Consider the following 19,264-nt stretch of genomic DNA (forward strand, 5'->3'; position numbering starts at 1 on the left):
TCCTGTCTTAATCAAAAAGATCCTGTCCTGAAGGTACTTCTACTTTTTCAAGATGCCAAATATCCCGTACATACTCTTCAATCGTTCTGTCTGATGTAAATTTACCACTGCATGCAGTGTTGAGCATTGCCATCTTCGACCATTTCTGCTGATCTCTGTAAGCTTCCTCAACTCTCTTCTGTGCATCTGCATAAGAACGGAAATCTTTCAGAATGAAGTAAGTGTCTGCTCTGTCTGTACACTGTGTATTTAACAGTGAGTTGTACAGATTGATATACATATTGTGGTCACCATTGGAGTAAGTTCCATCCATAAGCTGGTCTACTACACGCTTGATCTCCCAGTCATTAAAGTAAATGTCAACCGGATTGTATCCACCATTGTTCTCATAGTTGATAACTTCCTGTGAGCTTAATCCGAAGATAAATGCATTCTCCTCGCCAACTTCCTGAACGATCTCTACATTCGCTCCATCCATTGTTCCAAGTGTCGGTGCACCATTAAGCATAAATTTCATATTACCTGTTCCTGAAGCTTCTTTAGAAGCTGTAGAAATCTGCTCGCTGACATCTGCTGCCGCAAAAAGAATTTCTGCATTAGATACTCTGTAATCTTCAATAAATACCACTTTCAGCTTACCATTGATACTTCTGTCGTTATTTACAACATCTGCTACGGAGTTAATCAATTTGATCGTCTCTTTTGCACGAAGATAACCTGCTGCTGCCTTAGCTCCGAAAATAAATGTTCTCGGATAGAAGGACATCTCAGGATGCTCTTTGATCTGATTATACAGATACATGATGTGCAGTATATTCAGAAGCTGACGCTTGTACTCATGCAGACGTTTTACCTGAATATCAAAGATAGAACGCGGATCTACATCAATTCCATTATGCTCCTTGATATACTTTGCAAGGCGAACTTTATTTTGGTATTTGATCTCCATGAACTCACGTCTTGCCTCTTCATCCTCAACCAGTGGTTTCAGCTTGGAGATCTGAGAGAGATCTGTAATCCAGCCATCACCGATCTTACTGGTGATCCAGTCTGCAAGCAGCGGATTTCCATGAGCCAGGAAACGTCTCTGCGTGATACCATTCGTCTTATTGTTGAACTTCTCCGGCATCATCTGATAGAAATCTTTCAGTTCCTGCTTCTCAAGGATCTCCGTATGAAGCTTTGCAACACCATTAACAGAGAAGCCTGCTATGATCGCCATATTTGCCATACGAACCTGTCCATCCATAAGGATTGCCATTTTCCGTACTTTCTCTTCATTTCCCGGATACGTCTCACGAACCTGGATCACGAAGCGGCGGTCAATCTCCTGTACGATCTGATAAATACGCGGAAGCAGTTTTGAAAACAGGTCGATCGGCCATTTTTCAAGTGCTTCTGCCATAATTGTATGGTTTGTATAAGCACAGGTCTTGCTTGTTACTTCCCATGCCTCATCCCAGCTAAGTCCCTCTACATCAATCAGAAGACGCATCAGCTCCGGTACAGCAACCGTCGGGTGCGTATCGTTCATCTGAATGACAACTTTTTCATACAGCTTTCTGATGTCTCCATGCTTCTTTTTATATTTTGCGATCAGTGCCTGAAGACTTGCAGAAATGAAGAAGTACTGCTGCTTCAGACGAAGCTCTTTTCCTGAATAATGATTATCATTCGGGTAAAGAACATCTACGATCAGTTTTGCAAGGTTCTCCTGCTCTACTGCCTTATGATAATTTCCTCTGTCGAACTCATCCAGTTTGAAATCCGTGATCGGCTTTGCATCCCATACACGCAGTGTATTTACTACGTGGTTGCCATATCCAACAACCGGCATATCATACGGAACTGCCATAACAGACTCATAATTTTCCTGAATAAATTTATCTTTTCCTGTAACAGGATCTTTCTCGAAACGGATATTTCCTCCGAAACGTACTTCCTTTGCATACTCTTCACGACGGATCTCGAACGGATTTCCTTCTTTCAGCCAGTTATCCGGTACTTCTACCTGATATCCATTTTCAATTTTCTGCTTGAACATACCGTAACGGTAACGGATTCCACAGCCGTATGCCGGATAATTCAATGTCGCAAGAGAATCCAGGAAACATGCTGCAAGACGACCGAGTCCTCCATTTCCGAGAGCCGCATCCGGCTCTTCATCTTCGATCACGTTGAGGTCAATATTCATCTCTTCCAACGCTTCTTTTACATCTTTATATGCTGTCATATTGATGAGGTTGTTACCTAATGCACGTCCCATCAGGAACTCCATGGACATATAGTAAACAGTCTTTGCATCTGTCTCATCGTAACGCTTCTGCGTCTCGATCCAGTCATCAATAATAACATCCTTAACTGCATAAGAAACCGCCTGAAATAACTGCTGAGGTGTAGCCTCATCAATCGTCTTTCTGTAAAGCGTCTTTACATTTTCTTTCACTGCTGTCTTAAATGCAGCCTTCTCAAATCTTTTACTGAACATCCTTTTATTCTCCTTTTTTCTCGACACCCATCGTAACTGCTTCACCGTTGATCTTCCACTCTTTTACATGGCCTGCAGGCTCTGCCTTTACAACTTCTGTGGCAAGTACTTCTCCACCGATCAGGGTGCTGTTCTTTTCAAAAACAGCTTCTGCTTTTTCACTGCCTTCGTACGTAACACGGATCTTGTCCATCACCTCGAAATCAGCTTCTTTTCTCATCGTCTGGATCTTGCTGATGATCTCTCTTACAAATCCTTCTTCCAGAAGTTCCGGTGTAAGATTCGTATCCAGTACAACTGTGATTCCATTATCATTGACAGATTCATATCCTTCAATCTGAGCTGTATCAATCAGAAGGTCTTCTTTGAAAAGTTCGATCTCCTGACCATTTACATCCAGTTTGAGTACGCCAGTAGTATTCAGCTCATCCATTGCTGCATTTCCATCGATGTCATTGAGTGCTGCTTTGATACCACCTAACATTTTACCATACTTTGGTCCAACTGTCTTCAACTGTGGTTTAAAACTATAAGAAGTAAAGTCTCTTACATCATCTGTAAATTTAATATTCTTAACATTCAGCTCGTCTGCTACGATTTCCTGATAAAATTCAGAAAGCTCAAAGTCTGCTTTTACAAACATCTGACCGATCGGCTGACGGTTCTTGATATTGGATGCGTTACGGCATGCACGTCCCATTACTACAAGGTCAAGTACGTGTTCCATATTATTCTCAAGCTCTTTGTCAATCTGCTCTTCATGAACTTCCGGAAAACTACACAGGTGGATACTCTCCGGAGCATCCTTGTCAATGCTGCGAACCAGGTTCTGATAGATCTGCTCTGTCATGAACGGAATCATCGGAGCTGCTGCCTTTGATACCGTAACAAGGGCTGTATACAGAGTCATGTAAGCATTGATCTTATCCTGCTCCATTCCCTTTGCCCAGAAACGCTCGCGGCTTCTTCTTACATACCAGTTACTTAAATCATCTACGAAATCCTGAAGCACACGTGCTGCCTCCGGGATTCTGTAATTACCAAGGTTGTTGTCCACATCTTTTACCATGGTATTCATCTTGGAAAGAATCCATTTATCCATAACCGGAAGTTTATCATATTCCAGTGTATACTTTGTAGCATCAAAATTGTCGATATTTGCATACAGTACAAAGAATGCATAAGTATTCCACAGAGTTCCCATGAACTTACGCTGTCCTTCCTGTACTGCTTTTCCGTGGAAACGGTTCGGCAGCCACGGTGCACTGTTGATGTAGAAGTACCAGCGGATCGCATCTGCTCCGTATTTCTCCAGTGCATCAAACGGATCAACCGCATTTCCTTTGGACTTACTCATCTTTTGTCCATTCTCATCCTGTACGTGTCCAAGCACGATAACGTTCTTATACGGTGCTTTATTGAACAGCAGCGTTGAGATGGCAAGCAGGGAGTAGAACCATCCTCTTGTCTGGTCAACAGCCTCGGAAATAAAGTCTGCCGGGAACTGCTTCTCGAACAGCTCCTGATTTTCAAACGGATAATGGTGCTGTGCAAACGGCATAGATCCACTGTCAAACCAGCAGTCGATAACTTCCGGCACTCTGTGCATTTCTTTACCACAATCCGGGCAGTTGATTGTTACTGCGTCAATGTATGGGCGGTGCAGCTCAATATCATCCGGGCAGTTATCGGACATAGATTTCAGTTCTTCAATACTTCCGACAGAATGCATACATCCACACTCACACTGCCAGATATTCAGCGGAGTTCCCCAGTAACGGTTACGACTGATTCCCCAGTCCTGAACGTTCTCAATCCAGTCACCGAAACGTCCCTTACCGATACTCTCCGGAATCCAGTTAATTGTATTATTATTTGCAATCAGGTCATCACGAACTGCTGTCATCTTGATGAACCAGGACTCACGTGCATAATAGATCAGCGGAGTATCACATCTCCAGCAGTGAGGATAGCTATGCTCAAACTTCGGTGCATCGTAGAGAAGTCCCCTTGCATCCAGATCTTTTAATACTTCCGGGTCTGCTTTCTTTACGAACAGTCCTGCAAACGGTGTAGACTCTGCCATGTTACCCTTTTCATCTACAAGCTGTACAAATGGAAGATCATACTTTCTTCCTACGTTGGCATCGTCTTCACCAAATGCCGGTGCGATATGAACAACTCCGGTACCATCTGTCAGAGTTACATACTCATCACATACAACGTAAAATGCTTTCTTACGCTGCTTTGCAGCCTCGTCTGCCGCACACTGGTACAGTGGCTCGTATTCTTTGCCCTCCAGTTCTGTTCCCTTATACGTTGCAAGTACTTCGTAAGCGTCTTTTCCTTCTTCTGCAAGTCTTCCAAGAACGGTATCAAGCAATGCACATGCCATATAATAAACTCTTCCGTCTGCTGCCTTTACCTTTGCATAATCCTCTTTTGGATTTACGCAGAGTGCAAGGTTGGATGGAAGTGTCCATGGTGTTGTTGTCCATGCAAGAATATACGCATCCTCATCTTTGACTTTAAAGCGGACGATTGCAGAACGCTCCTTGACATCCTTATATCCCTGTGCAACTTCCTGTGCAGAAAGAGGTGTTCCACAACGAGGGCAGTAAGGAACAATCTTGAATCCTTTGTAAAGGAGTCCTTTATCCCAAATTTTCTTCAAAGCCCACCACTCAGACTCGATGAAATTGTTGTCATACGTTACATATGGATGCTCCATATCAGCCCAGAATCCAACTGTGCCGGAGAAGTCTTCCCACATTCCTTTGTATTTCCATACACTTTCTTTACATTTCTTGATGAATGGTTCAAGACCGTATTTCTCGATCTGATCCTTTCCGTCCAGTCCGAGCATCTTCTCAACTTCCAGCTCTACCGGAAGACCATGCGTATCCCATCCTGCCTTTCTCGGAACCATATAACCTTTCATTGTGCGGTATCTCGGAATCATATCCTTGATAACACGGGTCAGAACGTGTCCGATATGCGGCTTGCCATTGGCTGTCGGAGGTCCGTCATAGAAAATATAATCCGGGCATCCTTCTTTTTCATCCATACTCTTCTGGAAGATATTTTCGTCATCCCAGAATTTTTCAACTTCTTTTTCACGCTCAACAAAATTCATGTCTGTTGAAACTTTCTTATACATAGCTTTGATCCTTTCTTAAAATATATTTTGGAAAAGGAATCTTCTAAAATAAAGAAAGACCTCCGTCCGTAATAGGACGAAGGTCTGAAATTCCTTTCGTTGTACCACCTGTTACAGCATACTTGGATCTTCCCGATCCGCATATGGTATTCTTTAACGCAGAACTCACGTCAACCCTTACTCCTCGAAATCTGTCTCACCGGAATCACCGGTATGCCTGTTAAATGCTTCCGTTTCAGGGGTTGCTGCTCTGGAGTGATCTTCAGAAATCTCTTACTGATACCGGGCTTACACCTTCCCCGGCTCGCTGGGATGTTCAGATAAATCCTACTCTCTCCGTCATCGCTTTAACCTGTAGTCTTCCATACAGAATTATTATAAAGAGATTCTGCCTGCTAGTCAAGGTTTTTTCTTTTTCTGCGATGTCTTTCTGCGATGTCTTTTCCGCCTGTGCCGTCTGCTTTTTGCCTGCTTATATTTTATCCATGCAACCGCTCCCGTCACAAGTACCAAAACCACTGCGACCACAGCGATAAGCACCACCGGCCTGCTCTCTTTCTCCTTCCTGTCTGTCGTTGTGCCAGTCTTTTCTGTTCCTTTTGTTATTGTCGGTTTCTCTACCGACTTTTTATTATCCAGCGTTACATCTGCCTTCCCTACGATCTGTCCTTCATAGGTATATGTAACGGTTCCCTCATTGACGGAACCATCCTTTGCTTTAACTTCCGCTTTCAGATCTGAAAACTTCACGTTGGGGGGCAGTACTACATAAGCATTTTCCTCATCTTTATATGACCGTACTCCGTCTGCTTTTTCCAGATCTTTCAGCATCACTTTCGAGAAATTATTAAATCCATAATCAAAGATGGCTCTGGTATCCGTATACGCATCTGACCCGAAATCATATAGCACCACTGCAACCAACTGCAGCTCTCCGTTATCTGCCATCGTCACCAGGGTCGTTCTTGCCTGATCTGTATAACCGGTCTTTCCACCTTTGCAATACTCATAATAATTTGCATTCTGTGGCCAGAGCATCTTATGCTTCTGATTGACCGTTCTCACCTCATTTACCAGATTGGTCGGTGGAATCTGATGTGTCAGTGACTGTGCGATCGTCCGAAATGCTTCTTTCTGATATACTGCTGCCCCAATCAGAGCCATATCATGAGCTGTCGTATAATGTTGCTCATCATGAAGTCCATTTGCATTCGTCCAGTGTGAGCCGGTACATCCCAGTGCATCTGACTCTTCATTCATCGCCTCTATAAAGGTATTGTAGTCTCCGCCCATCTGCTTTCCAACGCTCTCTGCAACTGCATACGACACTTCATTGGCAGATGCAAGCAACACGGCATATAAAGAATCTTCCAGCGTCAATTCCTCTCCTGCACGCATCCCAATATGAGCATCTCCGTACTGCAGGAAAGAAATACTGTCCTGTGAAAATTCTACTTTATCTGTCAGTTTCGCATGATCCAGTGCAACAAGTGTAGTCAGAAGCTTTGTAATACTTGCCGGATAATGCGGCTTATCGATCTGCTTTCCATATAGGATCGCTCCACTGTTCATATCCATCACAATCGCTGAATCAGCATAAACTGCCGGTCCCTGCGGCCAGTTCGTCAGTCCATTTGAATCCGTCGGCTCTGCATAGCAAGTCTGCCGCTGGGTTTCACGATCCGCCGCTGTATCCCCCTCCTCAGCAAATATCTTTACTGCCGGGGTCAGAACAAACGCTGCTGCCAGTATTGCGGACAGACAGAGCGTGCCATATCTTTTTATATTTATCATAAAAGAGTTCCTCCGATAATCTTCTTTATTATAAATCTCGGCTCTTACTTTTTCAACTCTTTCTGACTACGATGTTTTTTATCTACGATGTTTTTTATCATTCAGAGAATTTCTGACACCTGAATCCGTGCCTGAAACTGCTCTTTCCTGCTGCTCTTCAGCCCCCTCTCAGGCACACTCAATATGCAATCCTGCAAATAAATCTCCCAGACATATATTCAGCGGATCAGATTCTTCCTCCGTCAGCGTCTGCCGGCAAATCAACTGATACTCCGGATTCAGTTCCAACTTCCGGATCAGCTTAGCAGTATTCAGTGCATCATCCAGTCCGTCATGCATCCTTCCGTCCTGCGTAAGATCACAGAGCATCAAAGCCTCCTGAAGACTGACTGCTTTTTCAAAACTGTATTTCTTTCCAAAAACTTCCTGATAATCGATCCATCTTTCCGGGGCCATAAAGCTTTGGATTTTTTCATCCTGCAGTTTCTTAGATCTGACCTCATGTGACAACTGTGAAAAATCACTGTTGCTCCATGCAAACACCTGATACTCTCTATCTCCAATCCACTCTGTCAATTCTAAAAGACGCTCTCTTAATTTCGGTGCATTCTTGATCTGCCGATTCTTGATTCCAGTCATATTTGCGATAAAGTTATCAATCACTCCATGTTCAGGATGAACATATAAGCAGATCTCATCCCGTCTTCTGTATCGTTCATCAAGGAGAACCGCTCCAATCTGAATAATTTCACTGGCGTATTTATAATTCTTATTTCTATAATCCTTTGGTACTTTACACATCTCTAAGTCTATTACTAAATAATTCATACAAATCCTCCTCTTGTTCTTTTTTAATTTTCTCATTCCTTAATATTTTCCAAACTGCTTTTTAAATGGTTTCTAAAGTCCATTTTATCTGATAAGCTGTGGCATAAACTCCCCATCACTTTTTTGCATAAATCCAGTATAATTAATTTTTTCTGTCATATTTTTACTGACTGTTTTTTCAGATTCTCATTCATATTTCCATGTGATCTGATATTCTGTTCCCGTCGTTTCTCCAAGCTGCATGATATAATTCTCAATCATCTTTTTTGCCCGCTCCTGTGCATTTACAAGAAGTGCTGTATTCTCTTCTGCTGTTTTTATCATTTCATTTCTTGCATTTTCTACCGCACCGGTTGCATCTTCCGCAGTAATTTCATTTTTATTAATCCCGTCTTCACTGAAAATATAGGAGTCAGAATTATACGAATCATCATCTACATTTACCTGTTGTACTTCAGCTTCAGGAATTGTGACCGTTACATCGGTTCCATTTACTTTCATCTGCACTTTCGACATATCAATGCCAAGTTTCACCGTTCCGGTATATTCAATCCAGAATTGCCGGTCCTTTTCCCCAAAATGCCAGATTCCCGTACCTGCCGGCTTTTCGGATTTTGCCACATTATGATAATAACATTCTACTGTTGCAAGTTTACAGATGGAACGGACCTGCATAATATCCGGCTCTGTACTTTTTGCTGCCTCTTTGTCTTCTGATTTTCCGCATCCACTTAACAGACTGATCAGCAGGATTCCGATCAGGGAAAGGGTTATGATCTTCTTTTTCATTTGTATCCACCTCACTTAATTATAACTGTATATTCATCATCCACCTGATCAACCCATGGTTCAATCAGACCGGAAATTGCAGAAATCGCATTTTCTTTTGCAAGCTCCGTAATCCGGGTTTCTTCATTTGCTTTCTTTTTCAGATCTTCTTTGCTGACTTTGTACGCATCAGCAGAAATTGTTGCAGTATTATATTCATCTTTCTCGAAAATATATTTCAATGACCCTTCATTGACACTACAGTCCAGAATTTTTGCCTCTGGAACAGTAATCCTTATTTCCTTTTTATCCGGATTCACTTTCACTTTCAGTTTATCAAAATCAATTCCCGCACTCACAGTTCCCTCATATGCCACATGATAAAGAAGCGTCTTTCCGTCTTCATCATAACCGGCTGCTACCGCATTATACGTATACTCAAGTGTAGACAGTTCACTGATATCTAAAATTTTTTCAATCGATGACTGACTGATCGTTGTTACCTCTCCTTCTTTTGAATCAAAAAATCCTTTTTTTATAACAAATACGATCAGAACGATCACTATAATTCCTATAACTCCTTTTATCAATCCTGGAATGGAAGTGAGTACTTTCAAAGGATTGATCTTGGGAACAGCACCTTTCTTTTTTCTACTTTTGTTCTTCATTCTTTTTTCTCCTCATAAGTTCTTTTTCAGATTTTCTTTTTGAATACTTACATTTTTCATGTTTCTTGCTGTTTCGGATTTATTCAAGTATAATAAATATTAAATTATAAATACACTTCTGGAAAGCAGAATTATTTCAATGTATTTCTCATATTTTGTGACATAAAAGGGTGAATTTATCATCTGAAAGCACATGAAAATGTGCATGAAAATGCTATCGTAAAATGCTATGAATGCTAGCGTAAAATTTTTCTCGGATAATGGAAAATAGATAAAAAGAGAACACCACTTTGTGATAAAGTATTAAGCACGACCAAAATACTAAAGCAAAGAAAGGTGTTCTCTATGTACAACAGTATAAAATATTTTGAAGAAGAATGCATTAAAAGATTTGAAAAACTTGAGGATGATTTCATAAAAAATCCGAAAAAGCTTGCTGAGTACGTTCTGGGGCTCACAGAAGAATTGCATAACCTCGGACTGAAAATGATACAGGAATCCCTGGAAGAAATGAATCAGATGCTCAGAAAGAGCCCAAAACGTTTGCAACACTGGGTGGTTGAATCTCATGATACCAAGCAGCTGATTACATCACTGGGGGCAGTTACATTTGAAAAAACGTTATTCACGAATAAGGAAACAGGTGAAAGCGAGTATCTTCTTGATCGAATAATGGGGTTAGAGAAACATGAACGTATCACAGAAGACGCGCTAGCCAGAATGCTTAAGGAGTCTGTTCAGACCTCGTACAGACGTGGCGGAGAAGAAACAAGCCTGACAACAGATGTGAAAAAACAGACTGTAAAAAATAAGATCCATGCGCTTGAATTTCCTAAAAACAAGGAGAAGCCAGAAAAGAAAAAAGAGGTGGAATACCTCTATATCGAGGCGGATGAGGATCATGCGTCACTTCAGTTCAGAGAGAAAAAAGGTGATTTGATTGAAAACGAGAATCACCGGAAGAACAACTGTCTGATCACAAAGCTTGTCTATGTTCACGAAGGAATTGAAAACGAAGCACCTCAGAGCAAAAGACATAAACTCGTGAATCCGTATTACTTCTGTGGAACTAGTTATGGTGAAGAAAATGCGGAATTCTGGGATGAAGTTTATGAATATATCAACAACCATTATGACCTGGATAAAGTCAAAAAAGTATATCTGAGTTCAGATGGTGGAAGCTGGATTAAATCTGGAATGAAACGGATAGCAGGAATCACATATGTACTAGATGAATTTCATCTTGAGAAGTATCTGATCAAGTTGACCAGTCACATGAAGGACAGCAAGGAAGATGCACTAGATGAACTTCGTGCAGCGATTAGAAGTAAAACAAAACAGGACTTTGAGGAAATCGTTGATCGATTGGAAGATTGTCTGGTTGATGAAACAGGATTAAAACGAATTGCTACTGGCAGGGAATATATTCTGTCGAACTGGACAGCTGCTAAGCTACGTTTGAGACATCAGAACAGGGTAAAAGGAAGCAGCACCGAAGGGCATGTGAGTCATGTATTATCCAACAGAATGAGTTCAAGACCAATGGGCTGGAGTATTACAGGCGCAACAAAAATGGCAAAACTTAGAGCATATGAGCTCAATGGAGGAGATATGCTAGAACTGGTAAGATATCAAAAAAGAGATTTACAGAAAGCTGCAGGAGCCGAATATGATGTTCTGAGCAGCGCTCAGATGATCCAGTCAGAAAAAAACAGACATGGAGAACTTGGGAAATATACAGAGTACATTAGTCATAGCATGTCGCTACAAAATAAAAAGATCGTGAACTTTAATGCACATATATGGGGATTATAGACAGTGCACATGGAATGTAATCAAGAGGTTTGTTCCTCTTGATTACAAAGAAGACCAGATACTTTCATCTGTCAAGGACGAAGCCACAAGTGGTGCAGGGCATCCTTGACAGATGAAAGTATCTGGTCAAAAGCACAGCCAAGAGGAATAAGCCGGAGTCTGCCCAGAAGAAAAACTGGGCTTGCTTCGAATACAAAAAAGAGTTATATTAAATCCAAAAGTCATTGCCTGATATTTTATCAGAGCATCGTGGGTGGACTCTACACCATTATTTCCGAAGGTAAATTTACGCAATCTGCTATGAATTTTGCTATTGAGAATCGCTTGATTTTATGATAGAATAAAAGTTGTTTCCGAGGTACTTTGAGACGAAAATACAGTATGTTCCTTTAGTTAAACGGATATAACGGATCCCTCCTAAGGGAAAGCCGAGGCATTCCCCAAATTAGGGAACGTTCTAATGTTACCAAATCGAAAAAATCTGTAGATTGACAACTCGAAAATGAGTTGATAATCTTATATATGGCCGAAGGGAAAAATCCCAGAAACCCAGTAAAATCAAGGGTTTGCGGCATGTGTCGTCATAGCTCAGCTGGATAGAGCACTCGCCTCCTAAGCGAGGGGTCGGAGGTTCAAATCCTCTTGGCGACGGGCTTCAAAGCGTTCGAAAATGTTAGCTGGATTAGCTGACAACGAACGCTTTTGTTATTTTCTAATCACGTTCGTGACACAAAATTCCATTCAAAATGATCAATTTCCAGCTAACATTTGGGTTCCGCTCTGTTGTCACCCCTTATTTGGGGATGTAAATCAGAGAAAAGGCGGGAAAAGAAAAAATCTCTCCCAAACCTGCAAACATAAATTAGCTGAAACAGTATTCAATTCTATCAGCTACAGTAAAAAAGCTTTTGCTTACAAACTGAAGAATGATGTATTGAAAAGAAAAAGTGAAGGATCTGATCAAAGACGTACATGAAAATGGCGTGAAATCAGATTATAAAGAGCCAAAACTGTATGATGTTGTTCCAAAAGAAGAAATCGCTGAATTTGAAGAGGTCATGCGTGAAATCATAGCTGACATTGTATCAGAAGCCAGTGACGTTGCTTGCTGGGTATATGTGCAGAAATATGTGAAGCATAAGCCCTTGGATGATATGCTACAAGAATGGTCGGAAGCAAGCCAGTTCATCCTTGCTATGGATACCTGGTTTGAAAGACTGATGGCGGATTAATAGAAGCTGTGATAGAATGAAGAAAACGATTTGTTGTGCAAATCGGTGTTTATAGGAGTAGATGATATAAAGAACACTTATCTGCCAATGGGCTTTAGCAATTTTAAAATAGAGGGCAGAGGGCTTGGAAGTGTCATGATACTTGAATTTCTGCTTTACTATATGACGAAGCCACCGTATCAGATACATGTCAGAGAGCACATTTATCTCGATAATATGCTGGATTTATTCTGAAATGTAATCAGATATAACATTGAATTGATTTATTGTAGATCAACATATAAACCACAACAGGAAGGATGATTCTCAAAAATGAATATTAGAAGAGCACAGGAAAAAGACATACCAAGACTTATAGAATTGTTAGAGCAGGTGCTTCAGATCCATGCCGATATCAGACCGGATATTTTTATCCCAGGAACGACAAAATATACAAATGAAGAGCTTGCAGATATGATAAAGGACGATACAAAGCCGATATATGTTGCGGCAGGAGATGATGATATCTGCATGGGATACGCATTCTGTCAGATAAGACAGCAGCCGTTTTCCAACAACATGGTGCCGTTTACATCACTTTTCATAGATGATCTGTGTGTAGATGCAAAGACCAGAGGACAGCATATCGGAGAGCAGCTTTTTGAACATGTAAAGAGTGAGGCAAAGCGTCTCGGTTGCTACGAGGTCACCCTCAATGTATGGAGTGGAAACACATCTGCAGAGAAATTTTATGAGAAGATGGGGCTTAAGACAAAGGAACGCCAGATGGAATATATTTTATAGGAGAAAGGCGGAACAATGCCAGATATAATCATAGTAGAGGACAACAAAGAAATAGGTACACTGCTGTGCGATTTCTTGCGAAAAGAAAACTACAGAGTAAGCCTTGCTGATACAGGGGGAAAAGGCATTATCGATATTCCGGAGAATGATGAAGAGCACGAGTGGCTGGCAAAGCAGAATTTTAAGAACAGCGTCGATGATGCATATACAGGAGGATAATAAACTATGGCAAGAATTGCTTTATTCCAAAATAAAAATAAAGGAAGCGTGAATGAAAATCTGAATGCCGGGATCTCAGCAATCAAAGAGGCAGCAGAAAATGGTGCTGACCTGATTCTTTTTCCAGAAGTGCAGCTGACAGAGTTCTTCCCGCAATATCCCGGACAGGACGTTTCCGGATATGCCTGTGAACTTGACGGCGAGATTATACAGGCATTTCAGGCAGCCTGCAGGGAAAATCATATCATGGCAGTTCCAAATGTTTATCTGCGTGAAGGCGGGCACGATTATGATGCCAGTATTCTGATTGGGCGTGACGGCGAGATCATTGGTATTCAGAAGATGGTACATGTCGCACAGGCGGAGCATTTCTACGAGCAGGATTACTACACGCCATCCAATGACGGATTCCATGTGTTCGATACGGACATAGGCAGGATAGGAATCGTGGTTTGCTTTGATCGGCATTATCCGGAGAGTATCAGGACAGAAGCACTGATGGGTGCCGACCTAATCCTTGTGCCGACCGTTAACGAAAAGGCAGAGCCACTCACGATGTTTGAGTGGGAAATCAGGGTGCAGGCGTTTCAGAATTCTGTAGCCATCGCTATGTGCAACAGGGTAGGCACAGAGGACGACATGCAGTTTGCCGGTGAATCTTTGGTAACCGATGCTTATGGGAATCTGATCTGTAAGGCCGGTGACGAAGAAGGGGGGCTCTACGCAGAAGTGGATCTGAAAGAATCGTCCGATTTGCGGAATAAGAAGCCATATACCCAGCTGAGACGCACAGAAGACTATCTTTGATTGTGCAACACCTGAGAAATAAGGTCGAGTGGATGGGAAATCTCATATTTTCGGACATGTTCCCTCAGAGCGATGAGTGGAGACGATTGAATAATATGTGCGGTTCCATTATATATGTAGGGACAAGCACATCGACCTGTTTCCGAAAACGTTCGCGGTTGAGAAAATCGGAAGTTGTAGTAAAGGAGGTTTACAATGGGGTTTTGGATTTTTATGTTGATTATGGATTTACTTCTTCCATTTACGATGATTGGTTTTGGAAGATATTTTATGAAAAAGGCTCCAAAGGAAATAAATTCAGTATTTGGATATCGGACTTCGATGTCTATGAAGAACAAAGACACATGGGAATTTGCTCATAAATATTGTGGTAAAGTCTGGTATGTCTGTGGAATGGTTATGTTGCCGATAACAGTAATATTCATGCTTTTAGTGATTGGGAAAAATGAAGATTGTGTTGGGAGTATAGGAGGAATTATCTGTGGTGTTCAACTTATTCCTTTAATTGGGTCTATTCTCCCAACAGAAATAGCTTTAAAAAAGAATTTTGATAAGAATGGAACAAGACGATAAATTCCAGTTGATATTTCACATATTTTAGGAAATTTAATAACTGTTATATTTAATTATCAAATTCTTCGCAAACCCTTGAAAATACTAAGTTTGTAGCAAGTGAGCTTTCCCTTACTCTTTCCCTTGTGTTATATTCTCACATTGGTTTTCATGAACCTTAATATGGGAAAAAATAAGGGAAAGAAAATTTCATAACACAGTATAACAATAACGACATGGTGAACTGATTGAAATGTTTTCGATATTTAACTCTATAACTGATTATTAAAAGAAAATGGAGATAAGATACGATGAGAACAATTTATGCAGAATACAACATAAATCACGATAGTATTGATGTTTACACAAGTGCCGGATATATGCTTCGCATTGATTGCTGGAAAGCTGAAAAAAATCTAAAAACCACATACGGATCAGAATGTGCGCTTACTTCATTGGCTGTGGATGAGCCTTTGGAATATGCAAGATTATATCTTGAGGGTAATTTACAGATGTGGGTAGATGCAGAAGACTCACTAGAGTTATAATCCTTATCCATATAAATAATATGCAAATATATATCCCATCAATATAGCGAATATACTGAAATAAAAGTATCTTTATAATCAATTTTAACCAAAAGAATATGTTCTTAGAGGAGGTGTCTCCCGAAAGAACATATTCTTCTATTATGGGTAATTATAAATATAGAACATGCTTTTCTTGTGCTACAATTTCTTCACTATGAGTTACAACAATAACTGTTTTTCCCTGTTCACTTAACTCATGCAATATATTCATAACAATCTCACTATTTTTTTTGTCTAAGGAACCAGTTGGTTCGTCTGCTAATACAATCGAACATTTCTTTAGCATTAAACGAGCTAACGCAACTCTCTGCTGTTCGCCACCAGATAATTGATAGACTTTTTTGTTAATTACTTTCTGTAAACCAACTTTTTCAAGAGCTTCATTTATTGAAATATCCGTTCTACCTGATTTTTTTATTATTTCTAGATTTTCTTTTACTGTTTTGTTTTCCAAAAGGGCAAAATTTTGAAATAAAAATCCAACAACTTCTTTGAAATATTTCTGCTTTTTTCCTTTTTTTGCCACATCAAAACCATTCACAATAATAGAACCTTTGTCAGGAGTTTCAATACCTCCAATCATATTAAGTAAAGTACTTTTTCCGCATCCACTTTCGCCACTAATTACCAAAAAACGGCTATCTGGAATTTCCAAATGAAAATTTTTGAACAAAATTTTATCATTATATGCTTTGCATAGATTTTCAATTGTTATCATAAGCAACCTCCTTTTAATGATTTCGGTATGTTTGTTTTTTCAACAATTGTGATATTAAAGAAAATAATTGTAAATTCTATTAGTGCCATAAATGAACTAACAAGAATGCTAATTCCTACTTCAGTCTGTACCGATAATAAAGAATAGATAAGCATACCTACTAATATCACAAAATTTTCCACTACAATCATTTTAAGAAGTGTTTTGTGCCGTTCAAATAAACTATATCCAAAGATTTTCATCAAGGAAATTTTCATTGCATTTTCTCGGAACTCTAGTCTACTTACTGTAACAATAATCATAATATTTAAAAGCAATACAATCGTACAAAGAGAACTTAAAAATCCCACGAGTTTTATTAAAAATGTGTGATTATATAAATACTGTTCATGTACGTTTGTAATTACTAGCTGATAATTTCCAAGCATATCTTCATACTTTTTGCTGATATTTCTTAGCTGTTTTTCATCACATTGAAATAAAACTGCTCCTGCTTTATAGCTTTCAAGATACCCACCATTGACTGCTAAATCTTTGTTTGCCTGATAAATAATTATCGGATTTTTGCTTTTTTCGATACCATTTATTCTACTTGTATCTAAATAGGAAAAGTATTCTGTTTCGCTATACTCTATGTACTGAATATTTAATTGTTGTAAATTATCATGATTTAAAACATGGCTCAAGGAGTCATAGGCTAATTGCTTGTTTTTAGCAAAATATCTATTCTTTGGAATGAAAATAATCAAATCAGAAGATTCATTCTCTACTGCATTTATCTGCTTCGTAAAACCTTGTAACATATCTTTTGCATGATTATTTACATATATCACATCATTTTTATCATTTAAAATATTCAAGCATATTACAGGCTTTAATGTGTTATATTCATTCTTGTATAGTTTATTCCAAAAAGCTTCTTCTTTTTCAGCATTAAAATCAGTAGTCTTTACGGTAAAATAATTTGCATCATAATATTCTTCTAACAAATGTTCATTTGTAAATAGGTTATTATGAATACTACTAATATTAGTGGTAATTGTAAAAACAGCGGCTACCCCTGCTATAAATTTTAACGAATAAATTAAAAAATCCACTCCTCTTTTGTGTGTTGCATTTGCGAATGCCTTTCTAATATCAAAAAAGCAAAAAGAACAATATGGAATAGTGGAAAGAATAATTCCAATGGAATATAAAATTGTGACGAGTCTATTCTCATATGCTCCCGATATATAATTTGACAGCAATATTTTTGCAACAATAAATAATGCAATGTCAAAAGTTACATCGAATAAAGCAGCCTTAAATGCTATGAAACCAGCACTTTCTCCTAAGGAAACTCGTACAACAACCTCTTTTTTTCGCCTAACCACTTCAATTACATTTAGAACAATCATCAATGCAATAATCATACCCCATATAATAAAAATCATGTCCTTTTCCGTAGAATTCCAATATTCTGGATAAGTTAAGCTATATTTTTCTGATAATTTCTGATATGCAGAGATAATATTGTCCTCATTTCCTATGTATGAGATAAAGTTTTCATAACCCACAGAGGTACTTTGCAATTCTGAGAGATTATGAAATTTTACTTTCGTAATTCCGGAAACTAAAGCGGTATATTCTGATTCTTCTATGTTTGCAGTATTTTTTAATGTTTGTCTGATTACTTTATCATCGCCATAAATATGAAGTGTTGAAAGGTATTTATTATTGATTTCATTGTACTGAGAAAAAATATGTACATCATTCTCCGTTGCAGTTTCTGATACATCTTTCAGAAACTGCGACATATCTTCACTAGCAACTTCATAGCGTGATGACGTAAAATATGCTGTAGAAAAGTTCCAAAGCTGATCTTGAAATATTTCAGATTGCATAAGTATTCCAAAAATCAGGAAACAAAACAAACATAAGTTTTTAATTGCTTTCATTTATTTCAACCCCAGATTCCATACTTTATTTGCTTTTTCAAATATCGTAGTCAATATTGTGCTATTTTCATCAACAATCCATTGATCTTCTTGATCTTCAGCTTTTTTGCTACTTGACAACATAATTTGAGTATTCAAATCCTTATAGTCATTAAATAGCACGCCTTGACTTATTCCTTGGTGAAATGGTTTTATCCAAATAATTAGTGCATATCGAACATCTGACTCAGCTATCGCAAGATTTCCATTCCAAAGCAAATAATCAGGGACAGACACACTATACTGGAATCCATCTTTATCTGTGTAAATTTTTACTCCAGATTCTTCTATTTCAGGGAAGTCTTTCTGAAATTCGTTATATGGTTTATAACTCCCGAAGTACCAAAATAAATTATAGCAACAGAACAAAATAACCAAAACAATTCCTATATATTTTATTTTTTTCTTCATTTATATACACTCCACAAAAAAGAGTGGTTGGAATTCCAACCACTCAGCCATTATCCCGAACCTTTGTTTAGTAGCTATTACCGTAGGTAATACTATTTCCTTTATGAGCAACCTCAATTTTAGACCAATTACCTTTACCAACATTTGAACCCGAAAAAGAACCATTTCCATTCTTGACATATGCGTAATGATCTTTAGTTGAATGATATGCGTGTGCATAATCTTCATTAATAGCAAGAGTATTATAACCATAAGTCAAAACACCTTTTCCGCCATCAGATGTAGTGCTCAATTCCCACTTTTTATCAAATGTCTTATTCCCGTTTGTAACAGAAAATGCCATTACTGGAATTGATGAAGAAATTAACATTGCACTAATAGCTACCCCTACAATCACTTTCTTTGCTCTCATAAGTTTTACCTCCTTTGATCTGCTGTATTTCTATTTATATTTT

General features: G+C 39.1%; 17 protein-coding genes, 1 tRNA gene and 1 pseudogene. 9 read left to right on the top strand and 10 right to left on the bottom strand.

Annotation, left to right across the window (positions count from 1 at the left end; all coding sequences use genetic code 11):
* Positions 1 to 7: 7 nt before the first annotated feature.
* The 6 genes from NQ541_RS12460 to NQ541_RS12485 form a co-directional block, all read right to left on the bottom strand.
* Positions 8 to 2,488: a glycogen/starch/alpha-glucan phosphorylase gene (locus tag NQ541_RS12460; protein ID WP_044939778.1), complete on the bottom strand. Its 2,481-nt coding sequence runs from the start codon at positions 2,486 to 2,488 to the stop codon at positions 8 to 10.
* Positions 2,489 to 2,492: 4 nt separating this feature from the next.
* The gene (gene ileS, locus NQ541_RS12465; protein ID WP_005608314.1) at positions 2,493 to 5,648 is read right to left on the bottom strand and encodes an isoleucine--tRNA ligase; all 3,156 of its coding nucleotides are present in this window, start codon (positions 5,646 to 5,648) and stop codon (positions 2,493 to 2,495) included.
* 399 nt (positions 5,649 to 6,047) lie between these two features.
* Positions 6,048 to 7,442: a D-alanyl-D-alanine carboxypeptidase family protein gene (locus tag NQ541_RS12470; protein ID WP_005608318.1), complete on the bottom strand. Its 1,395-nt coding sequence runs from the start codon at positions 7,440 to 7,442 to the stop codon at positions 6,048 to 6,050.
* A 168-nt stretch (positions 7,443 to 7,610) separates the two neighbouring features.
* Positions 7,611 to 8,270 carry a 3'-5' exonuclease gene (locus NQ541_RS12475; RefSeq protein ID WP_023920394.1) on the bottom strand — a complete coding sequence of 220 codons (660 nt, stop codon included), beginning with the start codon at positions 8,268 to 8,270 and terminating at the stop codon, positions 7,611 to 7,613.
* Between the two features lie 186 nt (positions 8,271 to 8,456).
* Positions 8,457 to 9,059 carry a DUF4230 domain-containing protein gene (locus NQ541_RS12480; RefSeq protein ID WP_023920393.1) on the bottom strand — a complete coding sequence of 201 codons (603 nt, stop codon included), beginning with the start codon at positions 9,057 to 9,059 and terminating at the stop codon, positions 8,457 to 8,459.
* Positions 9,060 to 9,070: 11 nt separating this feature from the next.
* A complete protein-coding gene (locus NQ541_RS12485) occupies positions 9,071 to 9,706 on the bottom strand; it encodes a DUF4230 domain-containing protein (RefSeq protein WP_005608324.1) in 636 nt (211 codons plus the stop codon).
* A 345-nt stretch (positions 9,707 to 10,051) separates the two neighbouring features.
* Here NQ541_RS12485 and NQ541_RS12490 point away from each other — a divergent pair, with 345 nt between their 5' ends.
* The 9 genes and pseudogenes from NQ541_RS12490 to NQ541_RS12530 all read left to right on the top strand — a co-directional run bounded on the left by NQ541_RS12490 (position 10,052) and on the right by NQ541_RS12530 (position 15,662).
* Positions 10,052 to 11,521, top strand: coding sequence for an ISLre2 family transposase (locus tag NQ541_RS12490; protein WP_005608328.1), 1,470 nt, complete (start codon positions 10,052 to 10,054; stop codon positions 11,519 to 11,521).
* 577 nt (positions 11,522 to 12,098) lie between these two features.
* Positions 12,099 to 12,172: transfer RNA gene (locus tag NQ541_RS12495), tRNA-Arg, on the top strand.
* Between the two features lie 296 nt (positions 12,173 to 12,468).
* Positions 12,469 to 12,753, top strand: a complete 285-nt coding sequence (locus NQ541_RS12500) for a hypothetical protein (RefSeq protein ID WP_005608332.1) — start codon at positions 12,469 to 12,471, stop codon at positions 12,751 to 12,753.
* A gap of 48 nt (positions 12,754 to 12,801) precedes the next feature.
* A pseudogene (locus NQ541_RS13305) lies at positions 12,802 to 12,987 on the top strand (hypothetical protein); the annotation flags it as partial.
* A gap of 78 nt (positions 12,988 to 13,065) precedes the next feature.
* Positions 13,066 to 13,536, top strand: coding sequence for a GNAT family N-acetyltransferase (locus NQ541_RS12510; protein ID WP_005608335.1), 471 nt, complete (start codon positions 13,066 to 13,068; stop codon positions 13,534 to 13,536).
* 15 nt (positions 13,537 to 13,551) lie between these two features.
* Positions 13,552 to 13,755 (top strand): response regulator, encoded by a 204-nt coding sequence (locus NQ541_RS12515; protein ID WP_005608336.1) that lies wholly within the window; start codon positions 13,552 to 13,554, stop codon positions 13,753 to 13,755.
* Between the two features lie 6 nt (positions 13,756 to 13,761).
* The gene (locus NQ541_RS12520) at positions 13,762 to 14,562 is read left to right on the top strand and encodes a carbon-nitrogen hydrolase family protein (protein WP_005608338.1); all 801 of its coding nucleotides are present in this window, start codon (positions 13,762 to 13,764) and stop codon (positions 14,560 to 14,562) included.
* Positions 14,563 to 14,757: 195 nt separating this feature from the next.
* Complete coding sequence (locus tag NQ541_RS12525; RefSeq protein ID WP_003864540.1) at positions 14,758 to 15,135, top strand: SdpI family protein; 378 nt, start codon at positions 14,758 to 14,760, stop codon at positions 15,133 to 15,135.
* A 290-nt stretch (positions 15,136 to 15,425) separates the two neighbouring features.
* A complete protein-coding gene (locus NQ541_RS12530; protein WP_004843528.1) occupies positions 15,426 to 15,662 on the top strand; it encodes a DUF6061 family protein in 237 nt (78 codons plus the stop codon).
* 151 nt (positions 15,663 to 15,813) lie between these two features.
* On the opposite strand, the gene NQ541_RS12535 is transcribed toward NQ541_RS12530, so the two are convergent.
* The 4 genes from NQ541_RS12535 to mdcF all read right to left on the bottom strand — a co-directional run bounded on the left by NQ541_RS12535 (position 15,814) and on the right by mdcF (position 19,221).
* Positions 15,814 to 16,422, bottom strand: coding sequence for an ATP-binding cassette domain-containing protein (locus tag NQ541_RS12535; RefSeq protein WP_005608342.1), 609 nt, complete (start codon positions 16,420 to 16,422; stop codon positions 15,814 to 15,816).
* Positions 16,419 to 18,359: a DUF1430 domain-containing protein gene (locus tag NQ541_RS12540; protein WP_005608344.1), complete on the bottom strand. Its 1,941-nt coding sequence runs from the start codon at positions 18,357 to 18,359 to the stop codon at positions 16,419 to 16,421. Before NQ541_RS12540 ends, NQ541_RS12535 begins: the two co-directional genes overlap by 4 nt.
* Complete coding sequence (locus NQ541_RS12545; protein WP_004843525.1) at positions 18,360 to 18,809, bottom strand: hypothetical protein; 450 nt, start codon at positions 18,807 to 18,809, stop codon at positions 18,360 to 18,362.
* 67 nt (positions 18,810 to 18,876) lie between these two features.
* Entirely contained in the window at positions 18,877 to 19,221 is a 345-nt protein-coding gene (mdcF, locus tag NQ541_RS12550) for a broad-spectrum bacteriocin mediterrocin MdcF (RefSeq protein ID WP_005608346.1), read from the bottom strand.
* Between the last annotated feature and the right edge of the window lie 43 nt (positions 19,222 to 19,264).

It is taken from the genome of [Ruminococcus] lactaris ATCC 29176 (assembly GCF_025152405.1).
Lineage (GTDB): Bacteria > Bacillota > Clostridia > Lachnospirales > Lachnospiraceae > Mediterraneibacter > Mediterraneibacter lactaris.